The organism is Modestobacter marinus, assembly GCF_011758655.1.
Classification (GTDB): domain Bacteria; phylum Actinomycetota; class Actinomycetes; order Mycobacteriales; family Geodermatophilaceae; genus Modestobacter; species Modestobacter marinus.
In genome coordinates this window covers 2722058-2738789 of record NZ_JAAMPA010000001.1, presented here as the reverse complement: position 1 = coordinate 2738789, position 16732 = coordinate 2722058, and the positions used below count along the sequence as shown (strand labels likewise).

The window sequence follows — 16732 nt, the reverse complement described above, 5'->3', positions numbered from 1 at the left end:
CCGCGATGCCGGGGCCCTCAGCCGGCGAGCCACTCCCGGCTGAGGGTCCCGGTGGCGACGACGACCGCCGGGCCGGAGAGCACCGTCGTCACCCCGTCGAACTGCACCGACAGCCGGCCGCCCGGCACGTCGACGAGGACCGTCCCGGTGCTGTCGCCGGCGGCCTCCAGCGCGGCGTAGGCCGCGGCGCACGCGCCGGTGCCGCAGGAGCGGGTCTCCCCCACGCCCCGCTCGTGGACCCGTAGCCGCACGTGCGCGCAGGTGCCCTCGGGCGGGAGCACGTTCACCATCTCGACGTTGACGCCCTCGGGGAACATCGCGTCGTCGACCCCGGGCAGCGCCTCGAGGTCCAGGGTGTCGACCTCGACGTCGGTCAGGCAGACCAGGTGCGGGTTGCCCATCGACACCCCCACGCCCGGGTGGGTCACACCGGCGATCCGCGCCGCGCTGCGGCCCAGCGGGACCGCCGGGCCCATGTCGACCCAGTAGCCGCCGTCGGGCCGGGCGCCCACCCGGCGGGGCCCGCCGCGGGTGCCGACCAGGACGCCGGCCTCGGCGACCGCCCGCTCCAGCAGCCCCTCGGCCAGCAGCACGTGCAGGAACAGCCGGATGCCGTTGCCGCACATCTCCGCGAACGAGCCGTCGGCGTTGCGGTGGTCCATGAACCACTCGCAGTCGGCCAGCGCGTCGCCCAGCACGTCCGCGGCGTCGGGCACGTGCCGGCTGCGGACCACGCGCAGCACGCCGTCCCCGCCGAGCCCGGCGCGACGGTCGCAGAGCCGGCGCACCAGGTCGGCGTCCAGCCGTGCCTCCGGCCACCCGTCCCCGTCGGGGTCGGGCAGGACGACGAAGTCGTTCTCGGTGCCGTGGCCGAGGAGGACCCGCGGGTCGGAGCTGTCGATCACCGGTCGATCGTACGGTCGGCGATCACGGTGAGGACGGCGTCGAGCAGGTCCGGCCGGGCCGCGTCGAACCACACGGTGCCGGCGTCGCGGCGGAACCAGGACCGCTGCCGGCGGACGAACCGGCGGGTGGTGGTGACCGTCCGCTCGCGCGCCTCCTGCGCGGTGAGCGCCCCGTCGAACTGCTGGAGGACCTGCGCGTACCCCAGGGCACGGGACGCGGTCGGCCCCTCGCGCAACCCGTCGTCGGCGAGCGCGGCGACCTCGTCGACGAAGCCGGCCGCCCACATCGCGTCGACCCGGCGGGCCACCCGGTCGTCCAGCTCGTCGGGCGCCCGGTCCAGCCCCACCGTGATCGCCGGGTAGTGCGGCTTCGGGGCAGGCAGCGTCGCGGTGAAGGGCTGCCCGGTCAGCTCGATCACCTCCAGCGCCCGGACCACCCGCCGGCCGTTGCCCGGGAGGATCGCCGCCGCGGCAGCCGGGTCCAGCGCCGCCAGCCGGGCGTGCAGCACCGCCGTGCCCTGGGCTTCCAGCTCCGCGGTCAGCCGGGCCCGCACCACCGGGTCGGTGCCGGGGAAGTCCAGCTCGTCCAGCACCGCGCGCACGTAGAGCCCCGAGCCCCCCACCAGCAGCGGGACGACGCCGGCAGCGCGGAGCCGGTCGACCTCGGCGCGGGCGCGCTGCCGGTACTCGGCCACCGAGGCCGGCTCCCGGACGTGCCACAGGTCCAGCAGGTGGTGCGGCACGCCGTCGCGCTCGTCCTCGGTCGGCTTGGCGGTGCCGATGTCCATCCCGCGATAGAGCTGCATGGAGTCGGCGTTGACCACCTCTCCCCCGGCGCCGGCCCCGGCCAGCCGCTGCGCCAGCGCGACGGCCAGCGCCGTCTTGCCGGTGGCGGTCGGCCCGACGACGGCGATGACCGGCGGTCCGTCGGCAGGGACCGGTGCCCCACCGGCGGGGACCGGCGGCCCGGCGTCGTCCACGGCGCTCACCGGGCCTGCCAGGCGGCGACGGGGTAGCCGACGCCGAACGGGGCGTCGTCGTGGTGCAGCTCGGCGGTGACGAGGCGCCCGTCCAGCGCGGCGCCGACCGCCCGCCACACCGGCACCCCGGCGGCCAGCAGTCGCTCCCCCGCGGCGGGGTCCAGGGCCGCCAGGGCCGCCGCGTCCCCGGCGCGGAGTGCGGCCGCCACCGCGGCGTCGAACGGGCCCGCGGCGGGGTCGAGGGCCCCGGGCGCCTTCTCGGAGCGCCGGGCCGACCCGTCCCCCATCGCGAGCACCCCCACCGGCCCGGGCAGCTCCGCCAACACCGCCGCGAGGCCGGCCGGCCCCACCCCGAGCCGGCCGCCGACGTGCCCCGCGCGGTCCAGCAGCCAGGCGGCCACCAGGTGCGGCAGCGGGACGCGGTGCCCGCCCGGCCGGACCCGGCCGGCGAACGGGACCTCCAGGTCGACGCCGAACCCGCGCAGGTCACCGGCGTCACCGGGACCGAACCGGAGGCCGTCGGCGCCCTCCCCGACGACCACCACCACCTCCGGCCGGTGCTCCAGGACGGTCTGCACGGCCGTGGCGACGGCCGCGCGCAGCACCGTCAGGGCGGGACTGGGGGCACCGGCGACCGCGGGGAGCAACAGGGGTGACTGCGGGCAGAACGCCACGGTCACCGGAGGAGGAGGTCTCACGCCAGGGAGTGTCGCGGATGCATCGTGGGAGACTGCTCACGTGTCGAGCACGGAGAACACCGGAGACCGGACCCAGCAGGCCACCGCCACCCCCGAGGAGCGCCCTGAGGGAGCCGTCGTCGAGGTCACGCCGGTCGACGGGGGGCCGCTGGCGGCATCCCCGGAGGCCGCCGTCCCCGAGACCGCCGTCCCGGAGGCCGCACAGCCCACCGACGGCGGCCCCGTCGTCGACGACCGGGGGGCCGCCGAACCCACGGCGCCGGCGGCCGAGGACCCGGCCCCGCCGGCCGACGGGCCTGCATCGGCGGCCGTGACGCCCGAGGCGGGCACCCCCGCCGCCGCGGCGCCGGCCGACGCGGCGGTCGCCGACCCGACCAGCGACACCCCGGCCACCGCCCCCAGCCCCGCACCGTCCAGCAGCACGCCCAGCAGCCCTGCCGCCGCCGACACCCCCGCCGCCGTCCCGGCCCCGCCCGTCTCCGCCCAGCCCACCTCCGACCCGTCCGCCTGGGGCCGGGTCGACGAGGAGGGCACCGTCTACGTGCGCACGGCCAGCGGGGAGCGCTCCGTCGGCTCCTGGCAGGCCGGCGCCCCGGCCGAGGGGCTCGCCCACTACGGCCGCCGCTTCGACGACCTGGCCACCGAGGTCGCCCTGCTCGAGGCGCGGTTGGCCGCGCACACCGGCAACCCCGGTGAGATCCGCACCAAGGCGCAGGAGCTCGCCGACTCGATCCCGCTCGCCCAGGCGGTCGGCGACCTGGACAGCCTCTCTGCCCGCGCCCGGGCGATGGTCAGCATGGCCGACACCGCCGTCGCGGCGAACCGGGCCGAGAAGGCGGCCCAGCGCGCGGTGCAGATCCAGCGCAAGGAGGCGCTCGCCGCCGAGGCGGAGCAGATCGCCGCGGACTCCACGCAGTGGAAGGCCGCCGGTGACCGGCTGAAGGCGATCGTCGAGGAGTGGAAGACGATCAAGGGCATCGACCGCAAGACCGACGAGGCGCTGTGGCAGCGCTTCGCCGCCGCGCGGGACGCCTTCGGCCGCCGTCGTGGCGCCCACTTCGCGGAGCTGGACAAGCAGCGGGGTGAGTCGCGGGCGGCCAAGAGCGAGCTGATCGCCGAGGCCGAGCGGCTGTCCACCTCCACCGAGTGGGGCCCCACCAGCGCGGCGATGCGCGGGCTGATGGACCGCTGGAAGGCCGTGCCGCGGGTCGGCCGGGACACCGACGACGACCTGTGGAAGAAGTTCCGCGCCGCCCAGGACGTCTTCTTCGCCGCCCGCACCGCCAACGACCAGGCCCGCAGCAGCGACGAGCTGGCCAACCAGAAGGCCAAGGAGGAGCTGCTCGCCGAGGCGGAGAAGCTCGACCCGGCCAACAAGGGCAACCAGAACGCGCTGCGGAAGATCCAGGAGCGCTACGACGCCATCGGCCACGTGCCCCGCGGCGCCATGCGCGAGCTCGAGGACCGGATGCGCACGGTCGAGGAGAAGTTCCGCGGCGCCAGTGAGTCCTCGCGCCCGCGGGTCCAGCCGGAGAACCCGCTGCTGACCTCCATGCGGGCCGCGGTGACCAAGGCCGAGGACCAGCTGGCCAAGGCGCAGGCCGCCGGCAACGCGAAGCGGATCAGCGAGGCCGAGGCCAACCTGGCCACCCGCCGGGAGTGGCTGGCCGAGGCCGAGAAGTCCGCCGGCCGCCGCTGACGAAGGACCTCCCTGCCCCCCGCCCCTCGCACGCTCGGGTCGGGCCCCTGCAGGGAGGCCGCTCCAGCACGTCACCAGGGCCCGTCCGTTCACCGGACGGGCCCTCGGCGTTTTCCGGAACGGTCGTGTAGCCCGAGGGTCGCCGGGTAGGTCGTGGACAACGAGATGCGCCGCACCGCATGCGAGCGCAGCTGACCTCCATCCCACCGCACACCTCACCCGGGCGTTCGGCAACCGCTGACCGCCGTCCTCAGGGAAGGAGCACCACCATGAAGGCCATCGTCTACCGAGGCCCCAAGAACGTCGCCGTCGAGGAGGTGCCGGACGCCACGATCCAGGCGCCCACCGACGCGGTCATCCGGATCACCACCACCAACATCTGCGGCTCCGACCTGCACATGTACGAGGGGCGCACCTCCGTGGAGGAGGGCAAGGTCCTCGGCCACGAGAACATGGGCGTCGTCGAGGCCGTCGGCGACGGCGTCGACCGGATCAAGGTCGGCGACCGCGTCTCCGTGCCGTTCAACATCGCCTGCGGCAGCTGCCGCAACTGCACCGAGGGCTGGACGTCGTTCTGCCTGCGCGCCAACCCCACCGAGGGCATGGACGGCGCGGCCTACGGCTACGCGAACATGGGCCCCTACGACGGCGGGCAGGCCGAGTACCTGCGGGTGCCGTGGGCGGACTTCAACCTGCTGCACCTGCCCGAGGGCACCGAGCACGAGAACGACTTCACGATGCTCTCGGACATCTTCCCGACCGGCTGGCACGGCGTGGAGCTCTCCGGCTTCCAGGTCGGCGACCGGGTGGCGGTGTTCGGCGGCGGCCCGGTCGGGCTGATGGCCGCGCACAGCGCGATGATCCGGGGCGCCTCGGAGGTCTTCGTCGTCGACAAGGAGACCGACCGGCTGGCGCTGGCGGAGGAGTACGGGGCCACCCCGATCGACTTCAGCGCCGGGGACCCGGTGGAGCAGCTCATGCAGGCCACCGGCGGGCGCGGGGTCGACCGCGGTGTCGAGGCGGTCGGCTACCAGGCGCACGACTCCAGCGGCGAGGAGCACCCGGAGCTGGTGCTGGACAACCTGGTGCAGGTCGTCCGGGCCACCGGTGGCATCGGCGTCGTCGGCGTCTACATGCCGGAGGACCCGGGCGCGACCAGCGACCTGGCCAAGGAGGGCCGGATCCCCTGGCAGTTCGGCACCTTCTTCACCAAGGGCCAGTCGATGGGCACCGGGCAGGCGCCGGTCAAGCGGTACAACCGGCAGCTGCGCGACCTGATCATCGACGGCAAGGCCAACCCCGGCCTGATCACCAGCCACGAGCTCGGCCTGGACCAGGCCGTCGAGGGCTACCAGCGCTTCGACGACCGGGACCAGGGCTGGACCAAGGTCCTGCTGCACCCCGGCAGCTGACCCTCGCACGACCGCGAACTCGATCAGGTGACTGATCACCGACCGTCCCCCTGCACCAGCACCGGTGCCGGGGGACGGTCTCGTTCACGCCACCTGCGCAGGGTGGCCCCGGGGGCTCAGCTGCAGGCGGGCGCGGCGACCGGCAGGGGCGCCGGGACGCCGACGGCCGGCATGCCGAGCAGCACGCCGGGCGTGGTCGGCCGGGTGCCCGCCTCGGCGGCGTCCCCGGCCCGGGTGCGGCGGTGGGAGAGCAGCGGGCCCCCGGCGACCAGGAAGTGCGGCTTGCCCTCGGTGACCACGGTCTCGACGACGTCGCCCGGGCGGACGCCGTCCGCCGCGTCGAAGTGCACCAGCCGGCCGTCGCGGGCCCGCCCGGACAGCCGGCCGCGGGCGGCGTCCTTGCTGCCCTCCCCCGCCGCGACCAGCAGCTCCACGCGGGTGCCGACCAGGGCCTTGTTCAGGTCCCAGCTGATCTCGTCCTGCAGCGCGGTGAGCCGCAGGTAGCGCTCCTGGACGACCTCCTTGGGCAGCTGGTCGTCCATCTCCGCGGCCGGGGTGCCCGGGCGCTTGGAGTACTGGAAGGTGAAGGCGCTGGCGAAGCGGGCCTCGCGGACGACGTGCAGGGTCTGCTCGAAGTCGGCCTCGGTCTCGCCCGGGAAGCCCACGATGATGTCGGTCGTGATCGCGGCGTCGGGCATCGCGGCCCGGACCCGGTCGATGATCCCCAGGTAGCGGTCCTGCCGGTAGCCGCGGCGCATCCTGCGGAGCACCTCGTCGGAGCCGGACTGCAGCGGCATGTGCAGCTGGTGGCAGACGGCGGGCGTCTCCGCCATCGCCGCGATGACGTCGTCGGTGAACTCGCGTGGGTGCGGGCTGGTGAAGCGCACCCGCTCCAGGCCCTCGATCGCCCCGGTGGCCCGCAGCAGGTCGGCGAAGGCCCCGCGGTCGCGGAACTCCACCCCGTAGGCGTTCACGTTCTGCCCGAGCAGGGTCACCTCGAGCACGCCCTGGTCGACCAGCGCCTGCACCTCCGCCAGGACGTCACCGGGACGGCGGTCCTTCTCCTTGCCGCGCAGCGCCGGGACGATGCAGAACGTGCAGGTGTTGTTGCACCCGACGCTGATCGACACCCAGCCGGAGTGGGCGGAGTCCCGCTTGGCCGGGAGGGTGGAGGGGAAGACCTCCAGCGACTCGACGATCTCGACCTGGGCCTCGGCGTTGTGCCGGGCCCGCTCGAGCAGCGCCGGGAGCGAGCCGACGTTGTGGGTGCCGAAGACGACGTCGACCCAGGGAGCGCGCCGGACGATCTCGCCGCGGTCCTTCTGCGCCAGGCAGCCGCCGACGGCGATCTGCATGCCGGGGTGGGCGTCCTTGACCGGGCGCAGGTGGCCGAGGTTGCCGTAGAGCCGGTTGTCGGCGTTCTCCCGGACGGCGCAGGTGTTGAGCACCACGACGTCGGCGTCGGTGCCCTCCGGGGCTGCCGAGTAGCCGGCCGACTCGAGCAGGCCGGAGAGGCGCTCGGAGTCGTGCACGTTCATCTGGCAGCCGTAGGTGCGCACGAGGTAGGTCTTGCCGTTCACCACCGGGATCGTACGGGGGCGCAGACCACACCCGGCGCATGCCGACGACTCCGCTTGGTGACCGGCGGGACCCCGACCGGGTGAACTCCGGGCACGCTCGGAGCTTCGTTACAGCTTCGTGATGCCTACGCGACGTTCCTGCGCCGGGAGCCACCTAGGGTCACCCGCTGTGACCGAACGTCCGACCGGAGAGCCTCTCGTCCGCATGTCCGGCGTCGACAAGTGGTTCGGCGAACTGCACGTCCTGCAGGACATCGACCTGTCGATCGACCGCGGCGAGGTGGTCGTCGTGATCGGGCCGTCCGGCTCGGGCAAGTCGACGCTGTGCCGCACGATCAACCGCCTCGAGTCGATCGAGAACGGTGAGATCACCATCGACGGGCAGCGCCTGCCCGCCGAGGGCAAGGAGCTCGCCAAGCTGCGCGCCGACGTGGGCATGGTGTTCCAGAGCTTCAACCTCTTCGCCCACAAGACGGTCCTGGAGAACGTCACGATGGGCCCGATCAAGGTCCGCAAGCAGTCCAAGGCCGACGCCGAGAAGCGCGCTCGCGAGCTGCTGGACCGGGTCGGCGTCGGGGCTCAGGCCGACAAGGTGCCCGCCCAGCTCTCCGGTGGCCAGCAGCAGCGCGTGGCGATCGCCCGCGCGCTGGCCATGGACCCGAAGGTGATGCTCTTCGACGAGCCCACCTCCGCCCTGGACCCGGAGATGATCAACGAGGTCCTCGAGGTGATGGTCGGCCTGGCCCGGGACGGCATGACGATGGTCGTGGTCACCCACGAGATGGGCTTCGCCCGCCGGGCGGCCAACCGCGTCGTGTTCATGGACGGCGGCCGCATCGTCGAGTCCGCGACGCCCGAGGAGTTCTTCACCAACCCGAGCTCCGACCGCGCCAAGGACTTCCTCTCCAAGATCTTGAACCACTGACCACCCGCACATCCACGAGAGGACCCTCCATGCGCATCACCCGCTACGCCGCCGCCCTCGCGGCCACCGGCGTCGTCCTGGCCGGCTGTTCCAGCGACGCCGGAGAGACCACCGAGGAAGCCGCCGGCGGCGGCGCCGAGGTCGCCGACGACGTCTCCTTCGACGAGGGCACCACGATGGCCGAGCTCGCCGACGCCGGCACCATCACCGTCGGCACGAAGTTCGACCAGCCCGGGTTCGGTCTGGCCGGCCCCGACGGCGTCCCCGAGGGCTTCGACGTCGAGATCGCCGAGCTGATCGCCGCCGAGCTGGGCATCGCCACCGACGACATCGAGTGGGTGGAGACGGTCTCGGCCAACCGCGAGTCCTTCATCCAGAACGGCGACGTCGACATGGTCGTGGCCACCTACACGATCAACGACTCGCGCAAGGAGCTCATCGACTTCGCCGGGCCGTACTACGAGGCCGGCCAGGACATCATGGTCGCCGCCGGCAACCCGCTGGGCATCCAGGGACCGGACGACCTCGCCGGGCGCAACGTCTGCTCGGTCGAGGGCTCCACGCCGGCGGAGGAGATCCGCACGAACTACCCCGAGGCGACGCTGACGCTGTTCGACGTCTACTCCAAGTGCGCCGACGCGCTGCGCAACGGCCAGGTCGACGCGGTCACCACCGACAACGTCATCCTGACCGGCCTGGTCGCCGGCGCCCCGGAGGAGTTCGAGCTGGTGGGCAACCCGTTCACCGAGGAGCCCTACGGCATCGGCATCACCAAGGGCGACGACGAGTTCCGCAGCTTCATCAACGACACCCTCGAGGCGTCCTTCGAGGACGGCTCCTGGGCCGAGGCCTGGGACCGCACCGCCGGCGCCATCACCGGCACGGACGCCCCCGAGCCGCCCTCGGTCGACCGTTACTGACCCTGCTGATCCCGGCGAGGTGCCGGCGGCGGGTCGACCCCGCTCGCCGGCACCTCGCCGCCGCTCGCCCTGAGAGGAGGCGTGGTGCAGTTCCTGATCGACAACTTCGACCTGTTCTGGGACGCCTTCCTCACGACGCTGAGCCTGTCCCTGCTCGCCTGCCTGGTGGCACTGGTGCTCGGCACGATCCTGGCCGCGATGCGGGTGAGCCCGATCCCGCCACTGCGCGGGCTGGCCACCTTCTACGTGGAGACGTTCCGCAACACCCCGCTCACGGTGGTCTTCTTCTTCATGATCTTCGGGCTGCCGCAGATCGACTTCGTGATCGACTTCTTCCCGGGGGCGGTGCTGTCGGTCGGGCTCTACACCGCGGCCTTCGTCTGCGAGGCGCTGCGTTCGGGGATCAACTCCGTGTCACCCGGCCAGGCCGAGGCGGCTCGCGCCCTGGGCCTGACCTTCGGTCAGTCGCTGAGCCAGGTGGTCCTGCCCCAGGCGTTCCGCACCGTCGTCCCGCCGCTGGGCAACGTGCTGATCGCGATGGTGAAGAACACCTCGATCGCGGCCGGCTTCTCGGTCAGCGAGCTGAGCTCCCTGCTCCCCCGGCTGGTCAACGCCAGCGCCGGTGACCTCACGGCCATCCTCATCGGGGTCGTCGTGGGCTACATGCTGATCACGCTGCCGTCGGCGCTGGCCGTGCACCGCATCGAACGACGGGTGGCGATCCTCCGATGACGACACCGGTGCTCTTCGACGTCCAGGGGCCCCGCGCCCGCGCCCGCGCCCGGGTCGGCACCGCGATCGGCGCCGTGCTCGTGCTCGCCGTCATCGGCTTCGTGCTGCTGCGGCTGGGCGGGAACGGCCAGCTGGAGCCCGAGCGCTGGGCGATCCTGTTCGACCCCGCCAGCGGGGTCCCGCAGGCACTGGGCCGCGCCCTGCTGCGCACCCTGCAGGTCGCCGTCGTCGCCATGGTGTTCGCGACCCTGCTGGGCCTGCTGCTCGCGGTGGGGCGGCTGTCCGACCACCGCTGGATCCGCGTCCCGGTCTCCACGGTCATCGAGTTCTTCCGGGCGATCCCGCTGCTGGTGGTGATCTTCGCGCTGTACTTCGTCCTCCCGAAGTACGGCGTCCGGCTGAGCACGTTCACCGCGCTGACCGGCGGGCTCGTCCTCTACAACATGGCCGTGCTGGCCGAGATCTTCCGGGCCGGAATCCTGTCCATCGACAAGGGCCAGCGTGAGGCGGGGTTCGGCCTGGGGCTGCGCAAGTCGCAGGTCATGACGCTGATCCTGTTGCCCCAGGCGACCCGGCGGATGCTGCCGGTGCTGGTCGCGCAGCTGGTCGTCCTGCTCAAGGACACGTCGCTGGGCTTCATCATCAGCTACCTGGAACTGCTCCGGCAGGCGCGTGGGCTCGTGGAGTTCTTCAACTTCCAGTTCGGCGACCGGTACAGCTTCCAGCTCTACGCGGCGGCCGGGTTGATCTACATCCTGATCAACGTGGTGCTCTCCATGGTGGCCCGGTACACCGAGCGCCGCACCAACCGCGCCGGCCGCAAGGCGGTGACCGCCGCGCCCGCCGACCAGATGGGTGCCGGAGCCGGCGCCCCCTGAGCGAGGCAGCACGACCCGGACCCGCGTGGTCCGCACCCGGCCCCGGCGTCCGCCCCTGGACGCCGGGGCCCGGTGCATGAGGGCACCTCGTCACAGCCCGCCGCGGGCGCCCGGTCCCGCCCCACGGCGGCTGCACGGTGGGCGGAGGAGGGTGCGGGAGGTGGCCGGCGCCCGTAGGGTCGGGCGGCGGCGCCCGGAGCAGCACCGGCCCTGGTCGTCGCATCGGACGGGTGGACGGCGCGATGCCACGCTCCTCCCGCGGACTCGACGAGGAGTCGCATGGCACAGCGCCCATGGAGCACCGGGCTCCTCGACGTCTGCACCGGTGACCGGACGGCCTCCGACCTGGGCGAGCAGATCGCCTGGTCCGAGGGCATCGAGCTGGAGGTCGCGACGATCGGCGACGACGGCGCCGCGACGGACTCCACCTGCACCGTCGGCCGCCGTGTCGTGGCTCGCGCCTCCCCCGTCATCCCGGTGAACCGCCGCTCCGTCACCGAGTACTGCACCTCCCTGGACGTGGCCGTGGCGTCCCTGAGCCTGGTCGGGCTCGACGAGGAGAGCGAGGCCCTGCTGGGTGCGCCGGCGGAGGTCCCGATCCCGGTGCTCTGACGGTCCACCCTCGCCGATCCCCCACGCGCTGACACCCGCACTGCCACCCAGCCCTGCACCGCAGGGCAACGACCCGCAACGGAGGCACCATGAGCAGGCAGATCACCCTCGAGCAGGCCGACACGATCATCGCCGCGTGCAAGGCCGAGGCGGTGTCCGTCGGGCAGCCGATGAACATCGCCGTGGTCGACGACGGCGGCAACCTGGTGGCCTTCGCGTCCATGGACGGCACCAAGCTCGTCGGGGTCGACATCTCGCAGAAGAAGGCCCTCAGCGCCGTGTACTTCCAGGCCGACACCCGGGACCTCGCCCCGCTGGTGCAGCCCGGGCAGCCGCTCTACGGCATCGAGTCCACCACGGGGGGCCGGCTGGTCGTCTTCGGTGGCGGGGTGCTGCTCACCGGCTCGGACGGCGCAGTCGCCGGCGGGGTCGGGGTCAGTGCCGGGACGGTGGACGAGGACCACCAGGTCGCCGAGGCCGGGCGGCGGGCGTACCAGGGCTGAGCGACCCGTCGGGTGTCCAGGTCGCCCGGCCGCCCTGCCCGGTCGTCCCGCCGCGGGGTGGGCGGTCTACCGGAGCCGGCCGGGTGACTTGGCACTTTCAGCCGGTGCCGCTGCGTGCAGCGGCTGCCGAGATCAGGGGTGTGACCTCCACCGCCGCCGCCACCGCCCCGCGCCACATGAACCGGGACCTCGAGGAGGACGACGACCTGGCCACGACGACCCAGATCTTCGTCAGCAAGCTCCGGGCCAGTGCGGCCGGTTTCGCCGCCGCGGCCGGGGCGCACTCGGCCATCGTCCGGGAGGCCGTCCCGCCGGCCCGGCACCGTCGCTCCCGCTGCCGCGTGGTGCTGCTCTACCCCGACGGCCAGGAGGCCGACGTGACCTTCCTCGGCCCGGTCAGCTCCTCGGCCAGCCCGAAGGAGATCGCCATGTCTCAGTTCGACACCTCCATCCAGCTGTGGCTGGGCGCCGGCCAGGAGCGCAGCCGGCGGTGGCTGGTGCCGGACGAGGAGGCCGAGGGTGGCGTCGCCGTCGACGTGACCGCCTGGCTGGACCGCTGACCGGCCGCGCCGCCCCCTGATCGCCGGACCACCCACCGCCGCCCGGGATGCCGCCTGCGCGCACGACCGTCACCCGGCGCGCGGGACCGTGACCCGGCCGACGGGACCGTGACCCGGCCGACGGGACCGTGACCCGGCCGACGGGACGGTGACCCGGCCGACGAGACCGTGACCCGGCCGACGGGACCGTGACCCGGCCGACGGGACGGTGACCCGGCGGACGGGACCGAGACCCGGTGCGGGGCCGTCACCCGGCGCACGACCGTGGTCGCGCGCTCCCGACCGTGGCGCCCGAACGCAGAACAGCCGATGCAAGGCTCCTCGCATCGGCTGTTCGCATCTCCGGCGCGCGGGCGGATGGCCGACGCGCGGGCGGGTGGACGGCCTCGCCCGGCCCGGCTCCTCAGGGCAGGTCGTCGACCGGCAGGGAGCCCGGGGGTGGCCGCAATCGGCCGATGGGCCGGGCGACCCCCTCCCCCACCTCGCCGCCCGTGTCCGCCGCCTCGTCAGCGGCGGCACGAGCGCGAGCAGCACGGGCCGCCGAGCGCTCGCGAGACCACGGGACCGGTGCGACGAGGTCCGGGTCCGGATCGCCGGACGGCTCGACGAGCCCGGACTGGTCTCCCGACCCGGCAGGCCCTGCGGTCACGTCCCCTGGCGGGCTGTCGGCGAGCTCGTCCGCGTCTCGACCGTCGAGCGCCTCGCGGACCACGTAGCCGGCCAGGCCCCCGCCGTAGCCCTTGCGGGCGAGCATGCCGATCAGACGCCGCTCCGCGGTGACCCGGTCGAGCCGGCGCATCGACGGGAGCTTCCGCTCGACCAGCCGCCGGGCGGAGTCCCACTCGTCCTGCGGGTCGACCTCCGCGACCGCTGCCGCGGCCACCTCACCGTCGACCCCCTTGGCCCGCAGCTCGGCGGTGAGCGCCCGCCGGGCCAGCCCGCGACCGGACTGCCGGGTCGAGACCCAGGCGGCCGCGAAGGCGGCGTCGTCGATGAGCCCGACCTCGGTGAAGCGGTCGAGCACCGCGGCCGCCGCGTCGTCGGGCACGTCCTTCTTGGCCAGCAGGTCGGCCAGCTGCTTGCGGGTCTTGGCCGTGCCGGTCAGCGCCCGCAGACAGATCGCCCGGGCGGCCGCCTCCGGGTCCTCCATCTCGGCCGCGTCGTCGTCGGCCTGGTCCCCGGACGCCGCCGGGTCGGCCGGGCGGCGACTCCACTGGGGCCCCGAGCCGCGACCGGCCCGTTCCCGGCGCCCGCCCGACTCGATCGGAGCGGACGAGTCGGGACTGCGCCGGCCACTGCCGCCGCCGGGGCGACGCCGACCGGACCGGCGACCTCGGTCACCGGCCGGTACGACGTCGTCCTCGGGGCCCTCGCTGCCCGGTCGGTCGTCGAACAGTGCGCCGGACACCGGCGGGATCAGAAGTCGGCCGGTGCAGCCGCCGGGGCCTCGGCGGCGGCGGGGACCCCGATGCCGAGCTTCTCCTTGATCTTGCGCTCGATCTCGTCGGCGAGGTCGGGGTTGTCCCGCAGGAAGTTGCGGGCGTTCTCCTTGCCCTGGCCGAGCTGGTCGCCCTCGTAGGTGTACCAAGCGCCGGACTTGCGGACGAAGCCCTGCTCCACGCCCATGTCGATGAGCCCACCCTCGCGGCTGAAGCCCTGGCCCCAGATGAGGTCGAGCTCGGCCTGCTTGAACGGGGCCGCCACCTTGTTCTTGACGATCTTGACCCGCACCCGGCTGCCGACCGCGTCGGTGCCCTGCTTGAGGGTCTCGATCCGGCGGATGTCGAGCCGCACCGAGGCGTAGAACTTCAGCGCACGACCACCGGTGGTGACCTCCGGCGAGCCGTAGACCACGCCGACCTTCTCGCGCAGCTGGTTGATGAAGATGCAGGTCGTACCGGAGTTGCTGAGCGCACCGGTGATCTTGCGCAGCGCCTGGCTCATCAGCCGGGCCTGCAGACCGACGTGGCTGTCACCCATCTCGCCCTCGATCTCGGCGCGGGGCACCAGCGCCGCCACCGAGTCGACGACGATGAGGTCGAGCGCACCGGAGCGGATCAGCATGTCGGCGATCTCCAGCGCCTGCTCACCGGTGTCGGGCTGGCTGATCAGCAGTGCGTCGGTGTCGACGCCGATCGCCCGGGCGTAGTCGGGGTCGAGCGCGTGCTCGGCGTCGATGAAGGCGACGATGCCGCCGGCCGCCTGGGCGTTGGCCACCGCGTGCAGGGCGACCGTCGTCTTGCCGGAGGCCTCGGGGCCGTACACCTCGACGACGCGGCCGCGGGGCAGACCGCCGACGCCGAGGGCGATGTCGAGGGCGACGGAGCCGGTGGGGATGACCTTCATGGCGATCTCGGGCGAGTCGCCCAGGCGCATGACGGAGCCCTTGCCGAACTGCTTGTCGATCTGGGCGAGGGCCATGTCGAGGGCCTTGTCGCGGTCGAGCGTTGCCATGGTGGCCACCTTCGGATGTCGCTGTAGCGGGTCGTCGCCGACGCTAGGGCGGGGGTCTGACAGTTTCTGCGGAACGGGTGCACCTGTGGACGGACCCCGGACCTGTGGACGCCACGGTAGGCCGAACACGTGTTCGATTCCAGTGACACGCCCGGATCGGCGCGTCCCACCGTCCAGCGCCCTCGGCGCCCACCCGGACAGCGCGGTCAGCGGGGCCGGCGGACCTCGTCGGCGGAGGCCCGGGCCGCCTGCACGGCCGGCATCCGCGCCTCGACGAAGGAGATGAGCCCCAGCAGGTGGGGCACCAGGGCAGCACCGTCCTCGGTCAGCCGGTACTCCACGTGCGGGGGGATCGCCGACCGCACCTCGCGGTGCACCCAGCCGTCCCGCTCCAGGGTCTGCAGGCTCTGCGCCAGCATCCGCTCGCTCACCCCCTCGATCCGGCGACGCAGCTCGCCGAACCGGTGGGGGGACTCGGCCAGGGCCGACAGCGCCAGCAGCGACCACTTGCCGGTCACGTGCTCCAGCGCCTCGCGGGAGGCGCAGGCGCGCCGGAAGACGTCGGCCACCAGCTCCTCGACCGTCTGCTCCCCCGCACCCCCGGCCGCCTCGCTCATGCGGCCAGGGTACCGTCCGACGAGCCAGCACTCACTTTTCGTAAGTGCCCCCCAGCCAGGAAGCACTCGGAGGAGTCCCCTTGATCACCGTCACCGGAGCCAGCGGCCAGCTCGGCCGGCTCGTCGTCACCGGACTGCTCGACGCCGGCGTCCCCGCCGGCGAGGTCGTCGCCGTCGTCCGCACCCCCGAGAAGGCCGCCGACCTCGCCGCCCGCGGGGTGCAGGTCCGCCAGGCGGAGTACGGCGACCCGGCGAGCCTCCAGACCGCCCTGCAGGGCACCGACCGGCTGTTGCTGGTCTCCGGCAGCGAGGTCGGCCAGCGGGTCACCCAGCACGGCAACGTGCTGCGGGCGGCCCGGGCAGCCGGCGTCGAGCTGGTCGTCTACACCAGCGCACCCAAGGCCGACGACACCTCGCTCCCGCTGGCCCCCGAGCACGCCGCCACCGAGCGGCTGATCGCCGAGGTCGGCGTCCCGGCGGTGGTGCTGCGGAACAACTGGTACCTGGAGAACTACGACCAGCAGATCCGCACGGCTGCCGAGACCGGCGAGGTCGCCGGCAGCTCGGGCGCCGGGCGGATCGCGGCGGCGACGCGGGCCGACTTCGCAGCCGGCGCGGTCGCCGTCCTCACCGCCGCGGCGCCCCGGCCGGGCGTCCTCGAGCTGGGTGGGGACCAGGCGTTCACCCTGGCCGACCTCGCCGGCGTCGTCGCCGCGCAGACCGGCCGGGACGTGACCTACCGCGACCTCACCGCCGAGGAGCACGTGCAGTCCCTGCTCGGTCAGGGCCTGCCGCAGGAGACCGCCGAGTTCATCGTCGGCCTCGACCGGTCGATCGCCCAGGGGGCCCTGGACACCGGCAGCACCGCGCTGTCGGAGCTCATCGGCCGTCCGACCACGCCGCTCGCCGAGCACGTCCGCACCGTCCTGGCGGGCTGAGGTCGCGTCCCGCCGAGGGGCTCAGCGGTCCTTCGGCGGGACGTCGTACTCCTTGCAGATCTCCAGCCAGACCGTGCGCACCGGTACGCCCGCCTCGATCGCCTCGGCGGCGGTGCGCCCGCCCAGCGGGCCGAAGACGTGGTCGCTGGCGACGCTCTGCGCACGGATCGCGCCGAACTGGCGCTCCATCCGGGACCAGAACTCCTGCAGCCGCACACCTCGACGGTACCCACCGCGCGCTGACCCGTGCGCCCGGCTCCCTCCGCGCCCTACGCTCGACGCATGGTCCCCAGCACCGGCTCGCCCACCTGGGACCTCG

18 protein-coding genes are annotated in these 16732 nt (G+C 73.7%); 10 read left to right on the top strand and 8 right to left on the bottom strand.

The genetic code is table 11. The features are described 5' to 3' along the window. Window positions 1-17: 17 nt before the first annotated feature. The 3 genes from dapF to FB380_RS12965 are packed head-to-tail and all read right to left on the bottom strand — an operon-like array spanning window position 18 to window position 2583. Window positions 18-905 carry a diaminopimelate epimerase gene (gene dapF, locus FB380_RS12975; protein WP_166755390.1) on the bottom strand — a complete coding sequence of 296 codons (888 nt, stop codon included), beginning with the start codon at window positions 903-905 and terminating at the stop codon, window positions 18-20. Further along, on the bottom strand, window positions 902-1894 hold the full coding sequence (gene miaA / locus FB380_RS12970; protein WP_229682259.1) for a tRNA (adenosine(37)-N6)-dimethylallyltransferase MiaA: 993 nt from the start codon (window positions 1892-1894) through the stop codon (window positions 902-904). Before miaA ends, dapF begins: the two co-directional genes overlap by 4 nt. Beyond that, on the bottom strand, window positions 1891-2583 hold the full coding sequence (locus tag FB380_RS12965) for a class III extradiol ring-cleavage dioxygenase family protein (RefSeq protein WP_166755389.1): 693 nt from the start codon (window positions 2581-2583) through the stop codon (window positions 1891-1893). Before FB380_RS12965 ends, miaA begins: the two co-directional genes overlap by 4 nt. Before the next feature lie 40 nt (window positions 2584-2623). Here FB380_RS12965 and FB380_RS25490 point away from each other — a divergent pair, with 40 nt between their 5' ends. Continuing rightward, window positions 2624-4282, top strand: coding sequence for a DUF349 domain-containing protein (locus FB380_RS25490; RefSeq protein WP_166755388.1), 1659 nt, complete (start codon window positions 2624-2626; stop codon window positions 4280-4282). A gap of 269 nt (window positions 4283-4551) precedes the next feature. Further along, on the top strand, window positions 4552-5694 hold the full coding sequence (locus tag FB380_RS12955; RefSeq protein ID WP_166755387.1) for a glutathione-independent formaldehyde dehydrogenase: 1143 nt from the start codon (window positions 4552-4554) through the stop codon (window positions 5692-5694). Window positions 5695-5810: 116 nt separating this feature from the next. Here FB380_RS12955 and miaB read toward each other — a convergent pair whose 3' ends face one another. Continuing rightward, window positions 5811-7274 (bottom strand): tRNA (N6-isopentenyl adenosine(37)-C2)-methylthiotransferase MiaB, encoded by a 1464-nt coding sequence (miaB, locus tag FB380_RS12950; RefSeq protein WP_166755386.1) that lies wholly within the window; start codon window positions 7272-7274, stop codon window positions 5811-5813. A gap of 205 nt (window positions 7275-7479) precedes the next feature. Here miaB and FB380_RS12945 point away from each other — a divergent pair, with 205 nt between their 5' ends. The 7 genes from FB380_RS12945 to FB380_RS12915 all read left to right on the top strand — a co-directional run bounded on the left by FB380_RS12945 (window position 7480) and on the right by FB380_RS12915 (window position 12404). Beyond that, complete coding sequence (locus tag FB380_RS12945) at window positions 7480-8199, top strand: amino acid ABC transporter ATP-binding protein (RefSeq protein WP_166755385.1); 720 nt, start codon at window positions 7480-7482, stop codon at window positions 8197-8199. Window positions 8200-8228: 29 nt separating this feature from the next. After that, window positions 8229-9119, top strand: a complete 891-nt coding sequence (locus FB380_RS12940) for a glutamate ABC transporter substrate-binding protein (RefSeq protein WP_166755384.1) — start codon at window positions 8229-8231, stop codon at window positions 9117-9119. 84 nt (window positions 9120-9203) lie between these two features. Continuing rightward, window positions 9204-9851 carry an amino acid ABC transporter permease gene (locus FB380_RS12935; protein WP_166755383.1) on the top strand — a complete coding sequence of 216 codons (648 nt, stop codon included), beginning with the start codon at window positions 9204-9206 and terminating at the stop codon, window positions 9849-9851. Beyond that, window positions 9848-10729 (top strand): amino acid ABC transporter permease, encoded by an 882-nt coding sequence (locus FB380_RS12930; RefSeq protein WP_166755382.1) that lies wholly within the window; start codon window positions 9848-9850, stop codon window positions 10727-10729. The genes FB380_RS12935 and FB380_RS12930 overlap by 4 nt, the downstream gene beginning before the upstream one ends. Window positions 10730-11008: 279 nt before the next feature. Then, a complete protein-coding gene (locus FB380_RS12925) occupies window positions 11009-11341 on the top strand; it encodes a hypothetical protein (RefSeq protein ID WP_166755381.1) in 333 nt (110 codons plus the stop codon). 89 nt (window positions 11342-11430) lie between these two features. Beyond that, window positions 11431-11844: a GlcG/HbpS family heme-binding protein gene (locus FB380_RS12920; RefSeq protein ID WP_166755380.1), complete on the top strand. Its 414-nt coding sequence runs from the start codon at window positions 11431-11433 to the stop codon at window positions 11842-11844. A gap of 140 nt (window positions 11845-11984) precedes the next feature. Then, on the top strand, window positions 11985-12404 hold the full coding sequence (locus tag FB380_RS12915) for a hypothetical protein (RefSeq protein ID WP_229682261.1): 420 nt from the start codon (window positions 11985-11987) through the stop codon (window positions 12402-12404). A gap of 403 nt (window positions 12405-12807) precedes the next feature. Here FB380_RS12915 and FB380_RS12910 read toward each other — a convergent pair whose 3' ends face one another. The 3 genes from FB380_RS12910 to FB380_RS12900 form a co-directional block, all read right to left on the bottom strand. Further along, window positions 12808-13812: a regulatory protein RecX gene (locus tag FB380_RS12910; RefSeq protein WP_229682262.1), complete on the bottom strand. Its 1005-nt coding sequence runs from the start codon at window positions 13810-13812 to the stop codon at window positions 12808-12810. 8 nt (window positions 13813-13820) lie between these two features. Next, window positions 13821-14858, bottom strand: coding sequence for a recombinase RecA (recA, locus tag FB380_RS12905; RefSeq protein WP_166755379.1), 1038 nt, complete (start codon window positions 14856-14858; stop codon window positions 13821-13823). A 206-nt stretch (window positions 14859-15064) separates the two neighbouring features. Beyond that, a complete protein-coding gene (locus FB380_RS12900) occupies window positions 15065-15475 on the bottom strand; it encodes a winged helix-turn-helix transcriptional regulator (protein ID WP_166755378.1) in 411 nt (136 codons plus the stop codon). Window positions 15476-15555: 80 nt separating this feature from the next. Here FB380_RS12900 and FB380_RS12895 point away from each other — a divergent pair, with 80 nt between their 5' ends. Continuing rightward, window positions 15556-16413 carry an SDR family oxidoreductase gene (locus FB380_RS12895; RefSeq protein ID WP_166755377.1) on the top strand — a complete coding sequence of 286 codons (858 nt, stop codon included), beginning with the start codon at window positions 15556-15558 and terminating at the stop codon, window positions 16411-16413. Window positions 16414-16434: 21 nt separating this feature from the next. Here FB380_RS12895 and FB380_RS12890 read toward each other — a convergent pair whose 3' ends face one another. Continuing rightward, complete coding sequence (locus FB380_RS12890) at window positions 16435-16629, bottom strand: DUF3046 domain-containing protein (protein WP_166755376.1); 195 nt, start codon at window positions 16627-16629, stop codon at window positions 16435-16437. Between the last annotated feature and the right edge of the window lie 103 nt (window positions 16630-16732).